Origin of the sequence: Clostridium sp. DFI.1.208 (assembly GCF_024463855.1) — a bacterium.
Lineage (GTDB): Bacteria > Bacillota_I > Bacilli_A > Erysipelotrichales > Erysipelotrichaceae > Clostridium_AQ.
In genome coordinates, this window is sequence record NZ_JANGCA010000002.1 from 100,478 (window position 1) to 116,484 (window position 16,007).

The 16,007-nt window shown below is 45.3% G+C and carries 17 protein-coding genes; 12 read left to right on the forward strand and 5 right to left on the reverse strand.

Going from position 1 to position 16,007, the window contains the following annotated elements:
• Positions 1–175 precede the first annotated feature (175 nt).
• Positions 176–835, forward strand: coding sequence for a CPBP family intramembrane glutamic endopeptidase (locus tag NE665_RS01920; RefSeq protein ID WP_178760237.1), 660 nt, complete (start codon positions 176–178; stop codon positions 833–835).
• Between the two features lie 123 nt (positions 836–958).
• Here the strand turns inward: NE665_RS01920 and NE665_RS01925 are convergent, their stop codons facing one another.
• Genes NE665_RS01925 through NE665_RS01935 form a run of 3 tightly spaced genes read right to left on the reverse strand, consistent with a single transcriptional unit; the run spans position 959 to position 2,631 of the window.
• Positions 959–1,738, reverse strand: a complete 780-nt coding sequence (locus NE665_RS01925; protein ID WP_178760238.1) for an HAD hydrolase family protein — start codon at positions 1,736–1,738, stop codon at positions 959–961.
• Positions 1,713–1,835 (reverse strand): hypothetical protein, encoded by a 123-nt coding sequence (locus NE665_RS01930; protein WP_256302445.1) that lies wholly within the window; start codon positions 1,833–1,835, stop codon positions 1,713–1,715. Before NE665_RS01930 ends, NE665_RS01925 begins: the two co-directional genes overlap by 26 nt.
• 16 nt (positions 1,836–1,851) lie before the next feature.
• A complete protein-coding gene (locus NE665_RS01935) occupies positions 1,852–2,631 on the reverse strand; it encodes an HAD family hydrolase (RefSeq protein WP_178760239.1) in 780 nt (259 codons plus the stop codon).
• Between the two features lie 1,002 nt (positions 2,632–3,633).
• Here NE665_RS01935 and NE665_RS01940 point away from each other — a divergent pair.
• The 8 genes from NE665_RS01940 (at position 3,634) to NE665_RS01975 (ending at position 11,697) form a co-directional block, all read left to right on the forward strand.
• Complete coding sequence (locus NE665_RS01940; protein ID WP_178760240.1) at positions 3,634–4,434, forward strand: Cof-type HAD-IIB family hydrolase; 801 nt, start codon at positions 3,634–3,636, stop codon at positions 4,432–4,434.
• Between the two features lies 1 nt (position 4,435).
• Positions 4,436–5,398 carry a type I phosphomannose isomerase catalytic subunit gene (locus tag NE665_RS01945; protein WP_178760241.1) on the forward strand — a complete coding sequence of 321 codons (963 nt, stop codon included), beginning with the start codon at positions 4,436–4,438 and terminating at the stop codon, positions 5,396–5,398.
• Between the two features lie 515 nt (positions 5,399–5,913).
• A complete protein-coding gene (locus NE665_RS01950; protein ID WP_117443190.1) occupies positions 5,914–6,663 on the forward strand; it encodes a DeoR/GlpR family DNA-binding transcription regulator in 750 nt (249 codons plus the stop codon).
• A complete protein-coding gene (pfkB, locus tag NE665_RS01955; RefSeq protein ID WP_178760242.1) occupies positions 6,660–7,577 on the forward strand; it encodes a 1-phosphofructokinase in 918 nt (305 codons plus the stop codon). The genes NE665_RS01950 and pfkB overlap by 4 nt, the downstream gene beginning before the upstream one ends.
• An 87-nt stretch (positions 7,578–7,664) precedes the next feature.
• On the forward strand, positions 7,665–8,339 hold the full coding sequence (gene rpiA / locus NE665_RS01960) for a ribose 5-phosphate isomerase A (RefSeq protein ID WP_256302446.1): 675 nt from the start codon (positions 7,665–7,667) through the stop codon (positions 8,337–8,339).
• Positions 8,340–8,406: 67 nt separating this feature from the next.
• Positions 8,407–9,387 (forward strand): Gfo/Idh/MocA family oxidoreductase, encoded by a 981-nt coding sequence (locus NE665_RS01965; RefSeq protein WP_178760267.1) that lies wholly within the window; start codon positions 8,407–8,409, stop codon positions 9,385–9,387.
• 367 nt (positions 9,388–9,754) lie between these two features.
• A complete protein-coding gene (locus NE665_RS01970; protein ID WP_178760243.1) occupies positions 9,755–10,870 on the forward strand; it encodes a radical SAM protein in 1,116 nt (371 codons plus the stop codon).
• Positions 10,867–11,697 (forward strand): hypothetical protein, encoded by an 831-nt coding sequence (locus tag NE665_RS01975; RefSeq protein ID WP_178760244.1) that lies wholly within the window; start codon positions 10,867–10,869, stop codon positions 11,695–11,697. The genes NE665_RS01970 and NE665_RS01975 overlap by 4 nt, the downstream gene beginning before the upstream one ends.
• Before the next feature lie 16 nt (positions 11,698–11,713).
• On the opposite strand, the gene NE665_RS01980 is transcribed toward NE665_RS01975, so the two are convergent.
• Both NE665_RS01980 and NE665_RS01985 read right to left on the reverse strand, forming a co-directional pair.
• The gene (locus tag NE665_RS01980) at positions 11,714–12,274 is read right to left on the reverse strand and encodes a manganese efflux pump (RefSeq protein WP_233104527.1); all 561 of its coding nucleotides are present in this window, start codon (positions 12,272–12,274) and stop codon (positions 11,714–11,716) included.
• A 132-nt stretch (positions 12,275–12,406) separates the two neighbouring features.
• Positions 12,407–13,174 carry a DeoR/GlpR family DNA-binding transcription regulator gene (locus NE665_RS01985; RefSeq protein ID WP_178760245.1) on the reverse strand — a complete coding sequence of 256 codons (768 nt, stop codon included), beginning with the start codon at positions 13,172–13,174 and terminating at the stop codon, positions 12,407–12,409.
• Positions 13,175–13,808: 634 nt separating this feature from the next.
• Here NE665_RS01985 and NE665_RS01990 point away from each other — a divergent pair.
• The 3 genes from NE665_RS01990 (at position 13,809) to NE665_RS02000 (ending at position 15,933) form a co-directional block, all read left to right on the forward strand.
• Positions 13,809–14,240 carry a PaaI family thioesterase gene (locus NE665_RS01990; protein WP_178760246.1) on the forward strand — a complete coding sequence of 144 codons (432 nt, stop codon included), beginning with the start codon at positions 13,809–13,811 and terminating at the stop codon, positions 14,238–14,240.
• 47 nt (positions 14,241–14,287) lie between these two features.
• On the forward strand, positions 14,288–15,103 hold the full coding sequence (locus NE665_RS01995) for an alpha/beta hydrolase (protein ID WP_178760247.1): 816 nt from the start codon (positions 14,288–14,290) through the stop codon (positions 15,101–15,103).
• A 302-nt stretch (positions 15,104–15,405) separates the two neighbouring features.
• Positions 15,406–15,933, forward strand: a complete 528-nt coding sequence (locus NE665_RS02000) for a GNAT family protein (protein WP_178760248.1) — start codon at positions 15,406–15,408, stop codon at positions 15,931–15,933.
• Positions 15,934–16,007: the final 74 nt, after the last annotated feature.

Below are 16,007 nucleotides of genomic sequence, written 5' to 3' on the forward strand. Positions count from 1 at the left end.
GAAATGCCGTTCATATCTGAAAAGCGATTTACAGGAGTAAGGGAGCATGCGATAATGAACATAGTGAATATGCTACAGGCTATCTCAGGGAAGCAGGCAGGGTAATGAAAAAGCAGGGCGGTTTATCCAGCATAAGGATGTATGGAGAGTAGGTAAGGAATAGGAGTAGGTGTATATGTGGCAGAAAAAACATTTGCAGTATAAGCAGCTTTGCGGTTGTATCGTCATAGGAACCTGGTTCTTTTTCGTACCTGCATGTTTTCATGACAGCCTTACTTCAGCTCTTCGCATGTTTATAAAGGTCCCATACCCCTTTTTGAAGGGGATTGTGGATGTAAGTGTTCTAATCGGCGTATGCCTCTTGTGCGGGTATCCTTTTCTGGCTGATAAAATCACCAAAGCAGGAATTAGGAAACAAATACAAGGGGGAAGTCTACTTTTTGGCATTCTGCTACTGTGCTCATTGCCCTTTGTCACATATACATGGGTATATCAGGAAACAATGCCATTCCTGCAGTTTATGATATATCAGATCCTATGCATCGGGTTTACGGAAGAGCTGTTATTCAGAGGCTTCCTACGATGGGTTCTGCAAGCATATATTTCATCCGAAATGCTGGTAATCGTTCTGTGTGCTCTGCTGTTCTCACTTGCACATATAGGCTCGGAAGTGTTCTCCATGCTGCAGTTGCTCACCAGCTTCATGATCGGAGGAGTATTTACAGCACTTATGATCAAGCTGCCGGATCATTTCTCTATTTATTCGTTAGCAATCCTTCATGGATGTTTTAATGTGCTGATTCTCGGCTTCACCACATATATGCAAACCCTGTAATCATATGTGTTTCTTTCAGACAATACAAAAGCAACAGAGCCTTTCTGTCCGCTCTGCTGCTTTCTTTCTATGAAGTACGGTACTTAACCCATACAGTAGACCTGAAAAACAGTGTACCTCGTCCTAATCAAGCATGTGCAGCTCCTTCAGGGTCTGATAAATGACTGCTTCGTTACTTGGTCCGATGACCAGATCGGCATAGGGCTTCAAAGCATCCTTTCCATTTCCCATGACAATGCCATACTCTGCTTCCTGTATCATTTCCATATCGTTCAAAGAATCGCCGAATGCCATGTAGGAATTGTGAGGAAATCCCCAGAACTCCATCAGCTCTCGAATTCCGGTCGCTTTGTTGATGCCGCTTTGCATGAAATCCACGCAGGTGTCGTTGGGATGCTGCAGCTCGATGCCTTCAATATCATCGAACATACTCCAGTCAAAGCCTTTTTTCTCATATGCGCTGATGGCAACCAGAGGCTCATCGTGCCAGTCCCGCACCTCGGGGACCTCGCAGTGAAATTCCGCGAAGGTTTGCCGGGAATACGGATTCAGAGGCTTGGTCATGAATTCATACGTTCCATGCGACTGAATACAGATATCATATTGCCTGCCAAGCTCAAAAATACGTGCCGTCTGTTCTCTGGTAAAGGCATGCTCGCTGATCAGCTCCATACGTTCGTTGTAGACACTCACTCCGGCACCACCGACATAGCTATCCCATGCACTCATTTGTAAAACCCCCAGCTGCTCTGCCATTTCCTTGGCACGGCCGCTGCACAGGCATACCTTATAGCCGTTTTCTCTTAGCTTTTTTACAGCTGTCAGAGTTTCAGGAAGTACCATACCGCTCACATGATCAAAAAAAGTACCGTCGATATCAAAAAATACAGCATTTATTTTCATACGTTCCTCCATCCCACCGCTCTTCGTCCACGGCACAAATACTGTATGAAAGTTGCTTCAAATGCATTAAATTATAATGTTTTTGATTTTCTTTCACACTTCACGCCTCCTGTTTATACGATGAGTCCGTAAGCCAGCAGGGTGTCATAAATAGCAGGTGTATCACTGCTTCCACAGATGTGATCAGCATAGGACTTTACAGCATCCATGGCATTCCCCATGGCAACACCGATGGCAGCCTCCTGCAGCATTTCACAGTCATTCATACTGTCACCAAATGCCATATAAGCCTCATTATCCAGTCCCCAGTACGCCATCAGCTGTTTGATGCCGGTCGCCTTGCAGGTATCCTTTTTCAAAATATCCATAATGTAGTCACAGGATGGCTGCATGCGGATGTTTTCCACCTCCTGAAACATTCCGAAATCATATTGTTCATTTTCAAAAATGCTCAGCACATCCACGCGTTCATGATTCCAGCTTCGTATTTCCGGCACTCCCAGATGAAACAGCTCCAGTATGAATTCTTTATTTGCGGGTAGCGGCTTTGTCAGAAAGGTTTTCTCCCCATTTACATATAAGGGAAGCCGGTGTTTTTCTGCAATCGCAAACAGCTTTTTCAGCTGATCCTCTGAGAATGCATTTTCCCATATCAGCTCTCTGTTTTCATCATAGACACTAATACCGCTCCCACCGATGAATCCATCCCAGCAGAATTCATCGAATACCGGTAATTCAGCTGCCAGCTGCAGAGGTCTGCCACTGCATAGGGCAACTTTGATTCCCTGTTGCTTCAGCTTTCGTACCGCTTCTTTTGTGGACGGCAGTACACAGTTGGTCGTATGGTCGTAAAAGGTGCCGTCAATGTCAAAAAATACTGCTTTTATATTCATATAAATCCTCCCAGTTATTCACCCTTATTGTAAGGGATTTTTTTATAATGTCTAGTAAAATCAAATGAGGACTTTATAAGTAGAAACCATATACAACAAAGATAGCTTTACAAACATTAAAATCATGTATATCATTATTTTAATGAGATGAGCACGTATGTGATTTCTAAACATATAGAAAATAGCGGGGATGAAAGATATATATGAAAAAAAGAAGCTCTGTGTATATACTTATTCTAGTGATACTAGCATTTATTTTTATATGGCTTGTAACGTATTTGATCGATGTGTATAATGCAAAGACAGCATCTGATCAAGCGATTGAAGAATACCTCAAGTATCATAGCACAAATAATAATGATCTGAGTAATCAGGATATTCCATGGCAGTTTTTAATAAGTCCTTTCTTTATTTTATTCACATATTATTTTATTCCGTATCTTATTTTTATTTTAGCTTTTTTAAGAAATAAGCATCATGCGATAAGTAGAAGAATGCAAAAACATAATAAAATATATATAAGCTCCTACTTTGCTATATTATCTGCCTTTATCTGTATTTTCTATTATATGCTTATGAATATAATGGAACTCTTTGAACTTTTTGAATACATAAATTTCCTATGTTTATGTTTTATTATTTATATCGTGATTTATTATATTGCTTATCTTCTTGGAAAGCATTTTGCATGTGCTATGAATATACTATGCAAACACAATTTTAAATGAAGTCTTATTTGCCTATATGGGTAAATGGCTTTGTAAAAAGTCAAATTTAGAATGAAAGTACATTGCGTATAAGCTATCCGATAGCATGAACATAACCAATGCTTTTTTTATGAATACAGATGAAAATTTTGTGTGATTTTGGAATACTGGCAGTATATTTTATGTGTATTTCTTTTCAAATCTCAAACAAAATCTTGTTCTTTCAGAAATGTCGAGATTCCTGTTTGCAATCCGAACCTGTTTCTCCTATAATTAAACTGTACGGAGGATGATTATGGTAAAAGGACTCGTATTGTACGATTATGACGGAACGCTGGTAGATGAAAGAGATGAAATCTATGTTCCCACGCTTATGACAAAGGCTGCCATCAGCCACCTGCAGGATTTGGGATATCTGTGTGTGCTGGCAACCGGAAGAGCATTGAGCTATATTCCAAATGGAGCGAAGGATTTGCATCTGGATGGCTATGTAACAAGCAATGGTGCGTATGTAACTGTGCATGGTAAGGTGATCCACAACGATGTTTTTTCCGAAGAGGAGCTGCTGTCTCTGCTTCAGTATATGGATAGCTTATCGATCAATTATATACTGGAGGGAACGAATTTCTGTTATGTAAAGGATCTGAAAGAGTCGGAATATCTGCATTTTATGGATAATTTTAAGATACCGGAAGATAACTTCGTCAAATACCGCAGCTTTGAGGATGTCAGAGGCAGGATTGGAAAAATCACGCTGACATTCCCAAACCGGAAACAGCTGGAAACAAGCGGCGCAGAGCTGGAAAAAACGTATCTGTGTTCCTATCACCGCAACTGCAATACCTTTGATATCGCAAAGAAGACGATACACAAGGGGGTAGGAGCCAGAGCGATTATTGATCATTATCACATTCCCATGAATGCGACAATCGCGTTTGGGGATGGGGATAACGATGTGGAGCTGCTCGCTGGTGTGGCGCACGGTGTCGCGATGCGAAAGCATGATCCAAAACTGGATGCAGTGGCAAGCATGGTCACCGGAACCGTAAAAGAAGAGGGGATTTATAAGGCCCTGAAGAAATTGGAGGTAATTTAGTATGGCATTGGTAAGACTGCTCCCTGCATTTAAGGATTATTTGTGGGGTGGAACGAAATTAAAAGAAAACTACAACAAGAAAACCGACCTTGATATTGTGGCGGAGAGCTGGGAGTTATCCACACACAAGGACGGACAGAGTATCGTGGACAGCGGCGAGTACAAGGGACTGCCACTGAGTGAGTATGTGGAAAAGTTGGGAAAGGATGCTTTAGGAACAAAGGGGAATGCGTTTGAATTTTTCCCAATTCTGATTAAATTTATCGACGCAAAGGGCAATCTGTCCATTCAGGTTCACCCGGACAATGAATATGCGCTGCGTGTGGAAAAGGAATATGGAAAAACCGAGATGTGGTATATTCTGGATGCCGAAGAGGGTGCCAGTCTGTATTATGGTACAAATAAGGAAATCACAAAGGATGAATTCCGTGCGCGTATTGAAGACAATACCATTCTGGATGTATTGAAGAAGGTGCCGGTACACAAGGGAGATGTGTTCTTCATTGAAGCGGGAACCATTCATGCCATCGGTGAAGGAATCGTAATCTGTGAAATTCAGCAGAATTCCAATACTACCTATCGCGTATATGACTTCGGGCGCGTAGGTAAGGATGGAAAACCGAGAGAGCTGCACATTGAAAAGGCGATTGATGTTTCCAATCTGACACCGCTGGAAAGTGATTTCAAGCCGATTGGAGAAGAAAAGGATTACGGTACCTATAAGTGTGCCATGATGGCTACCTGTGAATATTTCACAACCTATGTGTATGATGTGAAAACAGAGTGCAGTGTGAAGGTGGACGAGGAAAGCTTTGCGTCCTTTGTCATCGTGGATGGAGAGGGCAGCATCGAAAGTGATGATACCATGCTGAGCATCCGCAAGGGAGATTCTGTATTCGCCAGTGCAAATACAGGCAAGGTGACCATCAAGGGAAGCTGCCGTTTCATCCTTTCCAAGGTATAAGCAAGAGGAGCAACCCATATAAATAGAAGAAATTCGTATCATGGAGCATAGAAGCAAGGAAGATAACCGTTGTCTATACTGACCGCGTTTCTTCCTTCTTTTTAAAGGTAATGCGAACAAAACCAGTACCTATAGACAAGGCTGTACCTTTACCGTCAGGTTGAAGCTGTAGGTACTTTTTTCATAAAGATTGCTATGAGGCTCTTGGACGATAACAGAAACGAAAGAAGCTGTAAAAAGAAGAAATAAAGTATCTGGAATCACAGGGACATTTATTTCTTCTTTTTATCGTTATCTTTCCTCATATCGAACGTGAATAAGGAGCATGCCCCTGTTTCCCTGTGTTGTCGTTCAAAAGGATGCGAAGATTACCGGGATGTCTGTTGCGGGCTACAGATGAAGGAAATCCGCAGATATATCCATAAACGGTCAAATAACGTTGGAATAATTTGACTGAATGTGATTGACAATGGCGGTTATAGAACGTATACTTATAACAAAGAGGAGGAATGACGATGCTTGCTGAAGAACGCTTTGCGGCAATTCTGTCCATTCTGCAAAAGCAGAAAACCGTCACGGTTCTGGAACTGACACAGGCACTGTCCATCAGTGAATCCACCATACGGCGGGATCTGGTGGCCCTGCATAAGATGGGAAGACTGAAAAAGGTACATGGCGGTGCAACGCTGCTGCATAAGGAATACGGGTTATATGAAACAGAGGTATCTGCACGCAGTGAGGAGCATGTAGAAGAGAAAAAACGGATCGCCCGTTATGCTGCATCGCTGGTACAGGCACATGACTTTGTGTATATCGATGCGGGGAGTACGACCCTGCACATGGTGGAATATCTGAAGGAAGAGGAAGCTATTTATGTGACAAACGGACTGGAGCATGGAAGACGGCTGGCTGCGCAGGGCTTTCGCACCTTCCTGCTTGCCGGTGAGCTGAAAAGCAGAACGGAGGCAGTGGTAGGTCTCGGTGCTGTTTCCTCCCTGCAGAAATACAATTTCAACAAGGCGTTTTTCGGGACAAACGGCATAACGGTGGATAGCGGCTTTACGACTCCGGATACCAATGAGGCCTATGTCAAAATGGAGGCAATGAAGCATGCGCAGAAGTGCTATGTGCTTGCGGACACTGCGAAATTTGGAACCTGCACCTCTATTACGACGGCGGATATCAGTGATGCGACAATTATCACGGGTAAGGGTGTGGAGAAGGAATATCTGGAGGAAGCGGATATTATCGAGGTGGAAGAATGATCTATACAGTGACATTGAATCCTTCGATTGATTATGTAGTTGAATTACATGAGCTGACGGCCGGTGAAATCATGCGGACCAAGGCGGAGGATTTGATTTTTGGAGGCAAGGGAATCAATGTATCCAGTATGCTGGCACAGCTTGGAATGAAATCAACTGCGCTGGGCTTTATCGCAGGCTTTACCGGTGAGGCACTGGAACAGGGCGTTGCGGCCATGGGGATTCAGCCGGATTTTCTAAGGGTGGAGCAGGGCTTTACGCGAATCAATGTAAAAGTGCATGCGCAGGAGGAAAGTGAAATCAACGGACAGGGACCACTGATTCGTACCTCACATATAGAGCAGCTGGTAAAAAAGCTGGATCGCTTGAAAAAGGATGATATTCTGGTGCTGTCGGGAAACGTGCCTGCTAGTATTCCACAGGATATCTATGCGGATATCATGCAGCATCTGCAGGGAAGCGGCATCCGAATCTGTGTGGATGCAAGACAGGAATCACTGATGTCTACGCTTGTCTATCATCCGTTTCTGATCAAGCCCAATCACAAGGAGCTTGCGGAAATGTTTGAGGTAGAGCTTTCCAGCAGGGAGGATCTGCTTGTCTATGCGAAGGAGCTGCAGGCGATGGGCGCACGCAATGTGCTGGTATCCATGGCGGAGCAGGGAGCTTTGCTGCTGAGTGAAACACAGGAGGTATATCATACACCTGCCTGCAAGGGACAGGTTGTAAATTCCGTTGGTGCCGGAGATTCTATGGTCGCAGGCTTTCTGTACGGGTATTTGCGTGAGAACTCCTATGCAGAGGCACTGCGATATGGAACCGCCTGCGGAGGTGCCAGTGCATTTTCCAAGGGAATCGCCAATAAGGAAAAGGTTGCGGAGCTGCTGGAGCAGCTGACGGACTGTGTTTGCTGAAGCATGGCAGACATGCAGCCAGCGGTACCATGAGGGCTGCATACGCAAAACATACAGGTTTTTAGTTTTGGATAAGGAGAAAAGAACATGATGAAAAAACGATGTGCACAGGAAGCTTTGGCATACATACAGGATGGCATGGTGATTGGTTTGGGGGGAGGCTCAACCATTGCTCATCTTGCGCGCTTTATAAAGGAAAGTGGAAAGCAGGTACAGGTTGTAACACCTTCTCAGGAAACGGAAGCACTTTGTGTAGAGCTGGGACTATCGCTTCTTCCCCTGCGTCAGATCGCCCATGTGGATATCGCCTTTGACGGCTGTGATGAGGCAGACCGTCAATTCTATGCATTGAAGAGCGGGGGCGGTATTCATGTACGCGAAAAGCTGATCGCCAATATGGCGGATGAATATATGCTGTTGATTGATGAGAGCAAGCTATCGGATACTCTGCAGTTTCGTGTACCAATCGTCATCGAACTGCTGGAGGATGCTTCAGCCTATGTAAAGCGTAAGGTGGAGGAGCTGGGAGGCCGCTTTGTGTATAAGCATGGGGAAGGAAAATATGGAGCATTGATGAGTGATCATGGCAATGTACTGGCAGATGTATGGTTTGAGCGGGTGGAGGATGCAAGGAAGCTGAATCATGCATTAAAATGCATTGCAGGGGTTCTTGACACCTCCCTGCTGACCAGAGAAGTCACCGCGATTCTGGTTGTTTCCGATCAGGGCTTTGAGGTATTGAAAAAAGACAGTGATAAATAAGGAATAAGGACATGTGATGGTATTGCATCACTTGTTGGAATGTGAAACATAAGAAAGGGAAAATATGATGAAAAAATGGAACTGGGGTATTCTTGGTCAGGGGGCGATCGCAGCGCAGATGGCTGAGGCGCTGATGAAGGAGCATGGTACGATTTATGCTGTTGCAGGCCGTCATATGGATAAGGTAACGGCATTTGCAGGCTCATATGCTGTAGAGCACTGTTACGATATTGATCATCTGCTTGCGGATGAACAGGTGGATATCATTTATATCGCAACACCGCATACCTACCATTATGACTATATCATGCGTGCATTGCAGCATGGCAAGCATGTGCTTTGTGAAAAGGCGATTACGGTAAATCACAAGCAGCTGCAGGAAGCGATGGCACTGGCACAAAGGAAACAGCTGATTCTGATGGAGGCGATGACGATTTTTCATATGCCGGTATTTGCCAAAGCAAAAGAGCTGGTTGAGCAGGGTGCGATCGGAAAGCTGAAAATGATACAGGTCAATTTTGGAAGCTGTAAGGAGTATGATGTTACGAATCGTTTCTTTTCTCCGCAGCTTGCCGGAGGAGCCCTTCTGGATATCGGTACCTATGCATTGTCTCTTGTCCGCTGGTTTCTGCATGCACAGCCGGATATCGTTCTCACCAATATGCTTCCCTTTGAAACGGGGGTGGATGAAATGAGCGGTATCATCCTGCGCAATTCCCTGGATGAAATGGCAACGGTTACGTTGACCATGCGGGCCAAGCTGCCAAAGGTAGGGATCATTGCCGGAGAAGAAGGATATCTGGAAATCAGGGAATACCCAAGAGCAAGCAGCTTTCAGATCCGGTATACAAAGGATGGCTGGACGGAAACACTGGATGCGGGTACACGCGGTGATGCACTTGTATATGAGGTGCGCGATATGGAAGCCGCAGTCAGCGGGACAGCGAAGAATACCACGCTGGACATATCCAGCGATGTCGTAGCCCTGATGGATGAGGTTCGCAAGCAGTGGGGAATGCGCTATCCCTTCGAGGATGAAGCGGTTTAGCATAGGGGACAATTTTGTAAAATAGATGATAGGCATTGTGCTTCTGGATATAAACAAAAGCACAATGCTTTTTTTGTTATACAGGCATTCTGTTTTCTGAAGCTTTGTTATAAACTGTTATGTATGAATGAAAAGTTATATAAAGAGGTAAAAAGACGAGAGAGAAAATACAAAGATAGTACAAAGAAAACAGACAGTGAAAAGGAAAAGACGATCGACACTGGAGTGTGGAGCCTGGCAGCAGGCTGCTATCTTTATATAAATCGGTAGTTATAAGGCATTGCATACAGAGGAGGATAAAGCTGCCGCTGTCTTGTGAGATACCCTAAAGACATGCTATACTTATCGATGGAAATGAGGGATGCACATGAAGACGTTGTCTATTCTGATGAAACCGGTATCCGCAGGCTGTCAGATGAGCTGTACCTATTGCTTCTATAAGGATGTCGCAGAAAATCGAAGCCAAAAGGACTACGGACTTATGCGTGAGGAGGTAGTTGCCACACTGCTGGAGAAGGTGTTTGATGCGGCGGATGAGGATGCTGCTGTCACCTTTGCTTTTCAGGGAGGAGAACCGCTGCTTGCCGGTTTCGTCTTTTATGAGCGATTTGTGGCTGCCGTCGAACAACTGCGCCAGCCAAAGCAGTGTATTCAGTATGCAGTTCAGACCAACGGCTGTCTGCTGGATGCGGCATGGTGCTCTTTTTTTCATAAACACAACGTTCTTGTTGGTATCTCTTTGGATGGATGGCGCAGCCAGCATGATCTATACCGGAAGCGCAGGGATGGCGGTACGTATGTGGAAGTAATGCATGCCATACAGCTTTTACGCAGGCATCATGTGGAATTCAATATTTTGAGCGTTTTGAGCAGGCAGCTGGCGAAAGAGCCAAAGAAGCTGTATGCCTTTTATAAGGAACACGGCTTTTCTCATGTACAGCTGATTCCCTGTCTTGCCCCCCTGCAGGAGGCTCAAAACACATATTCTCTGACACCGGAGCTGTTCTATCAGTTTTACCGCAGCTATTTTGATTGCTGGATACAGGATGTACAGAAAAAACGATATCAAAGCGTTGCTCTGTTTGATAATCTGCTCCTGCTTTTACAGGGAAAGACTCCATGCACCTGCGGGATGCTGGGAGAGTGTCAGTTTCAGTATGTCGTGGAAAGTGACGGTTCGCTGTATCCCTGTGATTTTTATGTGCTGGATGAATATCATTGCGGGAATGTTCTGGATACCGATTTACGTTCGGCACGCGATTGCAGCCGGGCGCAGGCTTTTCTGTGCAGGGAAGAGGAGCAGCTATGCAAATCCTGTCCGTTTCAACCGATGTGTCATGGCAACTGCAAACGCCTGCGCAGTGCTTTTATGGATGAAGCGCAGTGCGGCTACCAGCGGTTTCTTCTATACGCCTATCCAAAGCTGAAGGAGCTAATAGAAAAAGAGGCACGAAAACAAAAACGGCGGGAGGTGAGCGGATGAGAAAAGTTCTCTTATGGAGCAGCTCTCTGCTGTTTCTTTGTACTGCATTGCTTCTTGGAGGAGCTGTGACACTGCAGCAGGGGAAGAAACAGGGAATGAGCGAGCTTGTTATCTCCCATCTGGATATCAGAGAGCCGGTGAAGGAAGCACTGGAACAGGTGCCTGGCGGCTTTCTTCTGGAACAGCCGATCCTACAGCAGCTGGATACGCTGCAGCAAAATCTTATGAAGCGATCAGACTGGACCGCGTTTCTGGATACTGTCGGACTGAGCTTTCTACAGTGTGTAGCAGATGAAACAGCGCAGCTGCCGGATTTGGATGGACAGCTTTCTGAGCTACTGTCAAAAGAGCAGGATACGCTGTTTCAGAATATGGATTTGAATGCCTCCCAGCAAAAGCTGCTGCTTCAGATTCTTTCCCATCAGCTGCATCTGAACACCCGTCTGTCAACGCTGGCGGAAGATACAAGAGCATCTCTCAGCGCACCCGCTCTTTTGGCAATGCGGATTGTGTATATCGGATTGCAGAATGAAACCATCTGGCTTCTGTGTGGTGCTATGCTTGTATCCTTCATAATCATGCTGGTTTCTGCATCCCCACGGTATCGTGCCTTTCGCAATGCAGCATGCAGTTATTTGCTTGCGGCTTTGCTGTTTCTGTGTGTCGGCTATGGGCTTCCCTACCTTTTGCGGATATCCTATCTACAGACAGAGGAGCTGCTGCATACAGCATTACAACAGCTGCGTGTGCTGGCAGTCTGGTATCTGGGCGCGTTTGCTGCAGTGACGCTGTTGTCTGTACTCATGAAAAAATGTCTGCGTGACTGATTCCCTCGCAGGCATTTTATATGCATTCCAGTATTCCCAGCAGAATAATCATCCACGCTGCCGTATCTCTTGCATATTTATGAATGAAAAACGCCAGCCAGCTTTTCCCTGCGGCCTGTGAAGCAGCGATGAACAGCAGGGAGCACAGAAAGGTAAACAGACAGGTTACAGGTATCGGCAGACCGGTAATACTGCCGGATATACCTAATCCCATGTTATTGATTGTCAGTGCAAACGCCAAAGCGACGGCTTCTTTCAAATCGATCGTGCAGGAAGCATCCCGATCATATGCCTTTAGACTCTTTTGCTGTGTCCAGTGATTTTGAAGCAGAATCCACAAGCCGATCAGTATCAGCAGGACAGCTCCGATTCGATTGGCAGTATCCGCTGAGCACAGTGCTGCCAGCGGTTCTCCTAAAAGCATGGAAAGCAGTGTACCCGCAGTGGAAATAACGGCGATGATCAAATTGCTTCGGGCATCGATTTTTACAGACTGGATACCATAGGACAGACCAATGGCAAGACAATCAATATTCGCAGATACGGCAAACAGCAGGGCAGATAGCAGATGCATCATTATTCCCCCTTACAGCGTATACTATGCAGAAGTCGTGAGGGAGTTAGTATTGGGAGTGCAGCTGCTGATAAAAAACGATGGTTCTGCATCTGACAGTTCCTATGGGGAATAAAAAAAGAACTGCGAAGAGTTCTATTTACAAAGGATGAAATGCTCGGGGAGCTCTGTTTTGTCCATGGCTTCAAAGGCATTGATGTATACATCCTGAAAATCTGATAATACAGCCCATGTGCATAGCGCACGTATGGAAAGCTTGGAATCGTCAATCAGAAGATGAGAGGCACGGGAGCGCTGCAGAACCGTGCTTTTTACTTCACTTATTGTGAAGTCAATAGCCAGAACCTCCTGAGAATCCAGCTCAACACCACTTGCACTGAAGAAAGCATGATCAAAATGAAATTTCCGTATATGCTCGGTTGTGAGGTAACCGACACTCATATCATAACGCATATCGTATTTTCCACCAATCAGGAAAAGCTCGCCGGGAAAGGAAGCCGGCAGCTTTCGTAATGCATAGATGCTGGAGGTGACAAGCTTGATATTCTTGCTGGCAATATAGGGAATCAGATAGCTGGGGGTGGTACCGGAATCCACATACACACAATCTCCGTCCTTTACGATTGCTGCAGCCTGACGGCAGATGGTATCCTTTTCTGCACTGTGTATATGTTCTTTATCCATAACGGGCAGTTCTCTGTAGCTGCTGAGTGTCGCAGGCATTTCTTTCTTGATGGCACCGCCGCGTTCCCGTTGGATCAATCCCTGCTTTTCCAGCTCAATCAGATCCCGGTTTACCGTGGATTTGCTTGTGTTTAAAACCTCCATCAGTTCCTGTATGGTGATAAATGATTTATGATCAAGCAGCTCCAATATGCGAAAGAAACGCTCTTTTGTCAGCATGGGATCACCTCCTGTCAGTAAGACACTATCAAATATTATTCAGGATGTCAATAGACTTTATACATGGTTGGATATCCGAGGACGAGAAAGACGCCGCTCACGAAATGAATTGCAGACCAAACCATACATCAGTGGAAGCCTTGGCTTCTGACACCATGTATTCCTCAATGTGATAAAGCACAGGCTGCTATTGTGTTTTGAAGGCGTGATGTAAATGTTCTTCTTTTCTAATGAAAGGATGGAGCTGAAATAATAAGCGATAGGAAAGCTATGGAAAGCGTGATGCAATGCTTATCACCTTTTGTGTGTCTGTAACGAGATGATTCACAGGGGAAGTCGTGTTGACTATTTTAAAGTCTGTTAACGTTCATGATGCAGTTAAGCACATCGACAACAGAAGACAGAGGAAGCGATTGCATAAAACCGGAAGAAGAGAGCTTCTGGTTTTCTTATCCCACAGTGAATCGTTTTGATAAGTCCTATGGTATGCATATGCATGCGAAAACACTCGATTGTCACGATACCTGCATCTTTTTATTTTGCTGCTTGTAAATAGCTGCGCATTTTCAGGGCATCGTGGTATAATGGAGTGCATATAGAAGGTAATCATAGTGTGTAAAAAGGAGATCTACCCATGGAAACTATGGATGAATTAAAGAAGCGACTGAATTCTTCTTCCCAATATCTGCAAAGCAATGATATGCAGGTCGTGGAGGTGAAGGAAGGATATGCAAAGGTCGAGATGGTCATCGATGAACAAATTCTGAATGTACATGGCTTTGTACACGGTGGCGCACTCTATTCACTTGCAGATACGGCAGCCGGGGCAGCGAGCTTTACCTCAGGCAGAGACAGTGTTACCTTATCCGGAACGATCAATTATATAAAGCCCGGAAGAGGCGGCAAGCTGATCGGAATCGCACAGAAAATATCAGCCGGCAGAACGACCGGGGTTTATGAGGTTTTTATTTTTAATGATGAAGATGTTCTGCTGTCACGGGCAACCTTTACCATGTTCTTTCTGGATCAGGAACGATATCGTAAGATAGACGAGGAAGATAAGTAACCATCGCTGGAGATATCCGGCTTTTTGTATTTGTATAGGAGGAGCGTATGCGTACAGAAACAATTCAGATACAGCTGCATGGAAAAGCAACCGGAGCAATCCTGCAGACTTATTTTATGGATGCATCACAGGAGCTGTTGAACAGTACGAAGCGTCCGGCAGTGCTGCTGATGCCTGGAGGAGCATATCGCTATACCAGCGATCGGGAGGCGGAACCACTTGCCATACGGTTAAATGCCATGGGCTTTCAGGTAGCGGTGCTTCGTTATTCCTGTGCTCCGGCTGCCTATCCGCAGGCACTTCTTGAGGCTGCGGCGGCGTTTCAGCTATTGAAGGATAACAGCATTGCATGGAATATTCGGCAGGAGCGTATCTTTCTTATGGGATGCTCTGCGGGCGGTCATCTGGCTGCCAGTCTTGGTATTAACTGGAATCAGCCGATTATCACACAATATTTCCAAAGGCAGGACCTGCGTCCGTTTGCCCAGATTTTATGCTATCCCGTTATCACTGCCGGTGCGTATGCACATGAGGAAAGCATACGCAATCTCTTACAGGAGCATGCGGAGGATGCGCAGCTGCGAAAACACGTATCGCTGGAGCTGCACGTACATAAGGATGTCCCCAGAACGTTTTTGTGGCATACCTACACCGATCCAACGGTTTCCGTACAAAATTCTCTGCTGTTTGTATCCGCGCTCATCCGGCAGGGCATCCTGTGTGAGTTTCATATGTATGATAAAGGGGCACATGGCTTATCCACCGCCGATCGACTGAGTCAGCGATCAGACGGGGAAAAGCTGCAGCCGGAATGTGCGGGATGGATGACCCTTCTGGAAACATGGATGAACGCGATCCTGTAAAGAATTTTTTAAAAAAGTACCGTTTATGGAAAAAACGGTATACAATATACATAGGATTACAAAAGCGGTATGCAGAAACGCCGGGATACATGGAAGTCAAAAATGCCGGCATCCGGCTTTACAATGAGCATGCGCTGTATGCGAAGCACTGTCCTTAGAAGCCGCAAATGTGCTAAGCAACCAAGTCATAGCTGTTTACATTGGTATATCTTTATGCGATCTGCTGGTTGCTGCATATATAGAGGCTTTGTGTATGCGCTGTTGGATGCTTGCAAAAAGCGTGTACGGCATGGAGGATGAATATGCTGCTTAAATATCGGAATTTAACTATACGGGATGCTGTAGTGCAGGATGCTGAGCAGCTTGCACAATGGTGGAATGATGGCAGGGTGATGGCACATGCAGGATTTCCAAATGGTACCGGAGAAACGGCACAGGAGATAGCGGAATCGATAAAGACCTGTGACACATCCCACAGCTTACTGATGATAGAAATAGACGATATTGCGATTGGGGAAATGAGTGTGCGATGGGAAGATGATGCAACGGCTGCCATAGGTATTAAACTATGCGATGCTTCCCGGCAGAACAAGGGAATCGGTAAAATTCTGTTGAGTATGCTGATATCATCGCTGTTTCATGAAGAAGGCTGTCATCGGATTATCCTGCATGTGAATCTTTCAAATAAAAGAGCACAGCATGTGTATGAGCAGCTTGGCTTTACCAGCGTGCAGGTGCATGAAAACTCCTGGACAGATCAATTAGGAAGACTGCAGTCCTCCGTTGATTATGTGCTGTATCAAAAGGACTTCATCGGCTACTGGGATTGAAGAAGCATGGCAGTGTAAAAGCCTTTCGCAGGATATCCCCTATAGCTACAGGAAGATGGACGGTAATGGCTTAC

Excerpts from the sequence above, each read along its gene's own strand:
- NE665_RS01965 (WP_178760267.1), top strand. The coding sequence starts at position 8,407 with ATGAAAAAATGGAACTGGGGTATTCTTGGTCAGGGGGCGATCGCAGCG.
- NE665_RS01940 (WP_178760240.1), top strand. The coding sequence starts at position 3,634 with ATGGTAAAAGGACTCGTATTGTACGATTATGACGGAACGCTGGTAGAT.
- NE665_RS01990 (WP_178760246.1), top strand. The coding sequence starts at position 13,809 with ATGGAAACTATGGATGAATTAAAGAAGCGACTGAATTCTTCTTCCCAA.
- NE665_RS01945 (WP_178760241.1), top strand. The coding sequence starts at position 4,436 with ATGGCATTGGTAAGACTGCTCCCTGCATTTAAGGATTATTTGTGGGGT.
- NE665_RS01980 (WP_233104527.1), bottom strand. The coding sequence starts at position 12,274 with ATGATGCATCTGCTATCTGCCCTGCTGTTTGCCGTATCTGCGAATATT.
- NE665_RS01920 (WP_178760237.1), top strand. The coding sequence starts at position 176 with ATGTGGCAGAAAAAACATTTGCAGTATAAGCAGCTTTGCGGTTGTATC.
- pfkB (WP_178760242.1), top strand. The coding sequence starts at position 6,660 with ATGATCTATACAGTGACATTGAATCCTTCGATTGATTATGTAGTTGAA.
- NE665_RS01925 (WP_178760238.1), bottom strand. The coding sequence starts at position 1,738 with ATGAAAATAAATGCTGTATTTTTTGATATCGACGGTACTTTTTTTGAT.
- NE665_RS01975 (WP_178760244.1), top strand. The coding sequence starts at position 10,867 with ATGAGAAAAGTTCTCTTATGGAGCAGCTCTCTGCTGTTTCTTTGTACT.
- rpiA (WP_256302446.1), top strand. The coding sequence starts at position 7,665 with ATGATGAAAAAACGATGTGCACAGGAAGCTTTGGCATACATACAGGAT.
- NE665_RS01985 (WP_178760245.1), bottom strand. The coding sequence starts at position 13,174 with ATGCTGACAAAAGAGCGTTTCTTTCGCATATTGGAGCTGCTTGATCAT.
- NE665_RS01935 (WP_178760239.1), bottom strand. The coding sequence starts at position 2,631 with ATGAATATAAAAGCAGTATTTTTTGACATTGACGGCACCTTTTACGAC.
- NE665_RS01950 (WP_117443190.1), top strand. The coding sequence starts at position 5,914 with ATGCTTGCTGAAGAACGCTTTGCGGCAATTCTGTCCATTCTGCAAAAG.
- NE665_RS02000 (WP_178760248.1), top strand. The coding sequence starts at position 15,406 with ATGCTGCTTAAATATCGGAATTTAACTATACGGGATGCTGTAGTGCAG.
- NE665_RS01995 (WP_178760247.1), top strand. The coding sequence starts at position 14,288 with ATGCGTACAGAAACAATTCAGATACAGCTGCATGGAAAAGCAACCGGA.
- NE665_RS01970 (WP_178760243.1), top strand. The coding sequence starts at position 9,755 with ATGAAGACGTTGTCTATTCTGATGAAACCGGTATCCGCAGGCTGTCAG.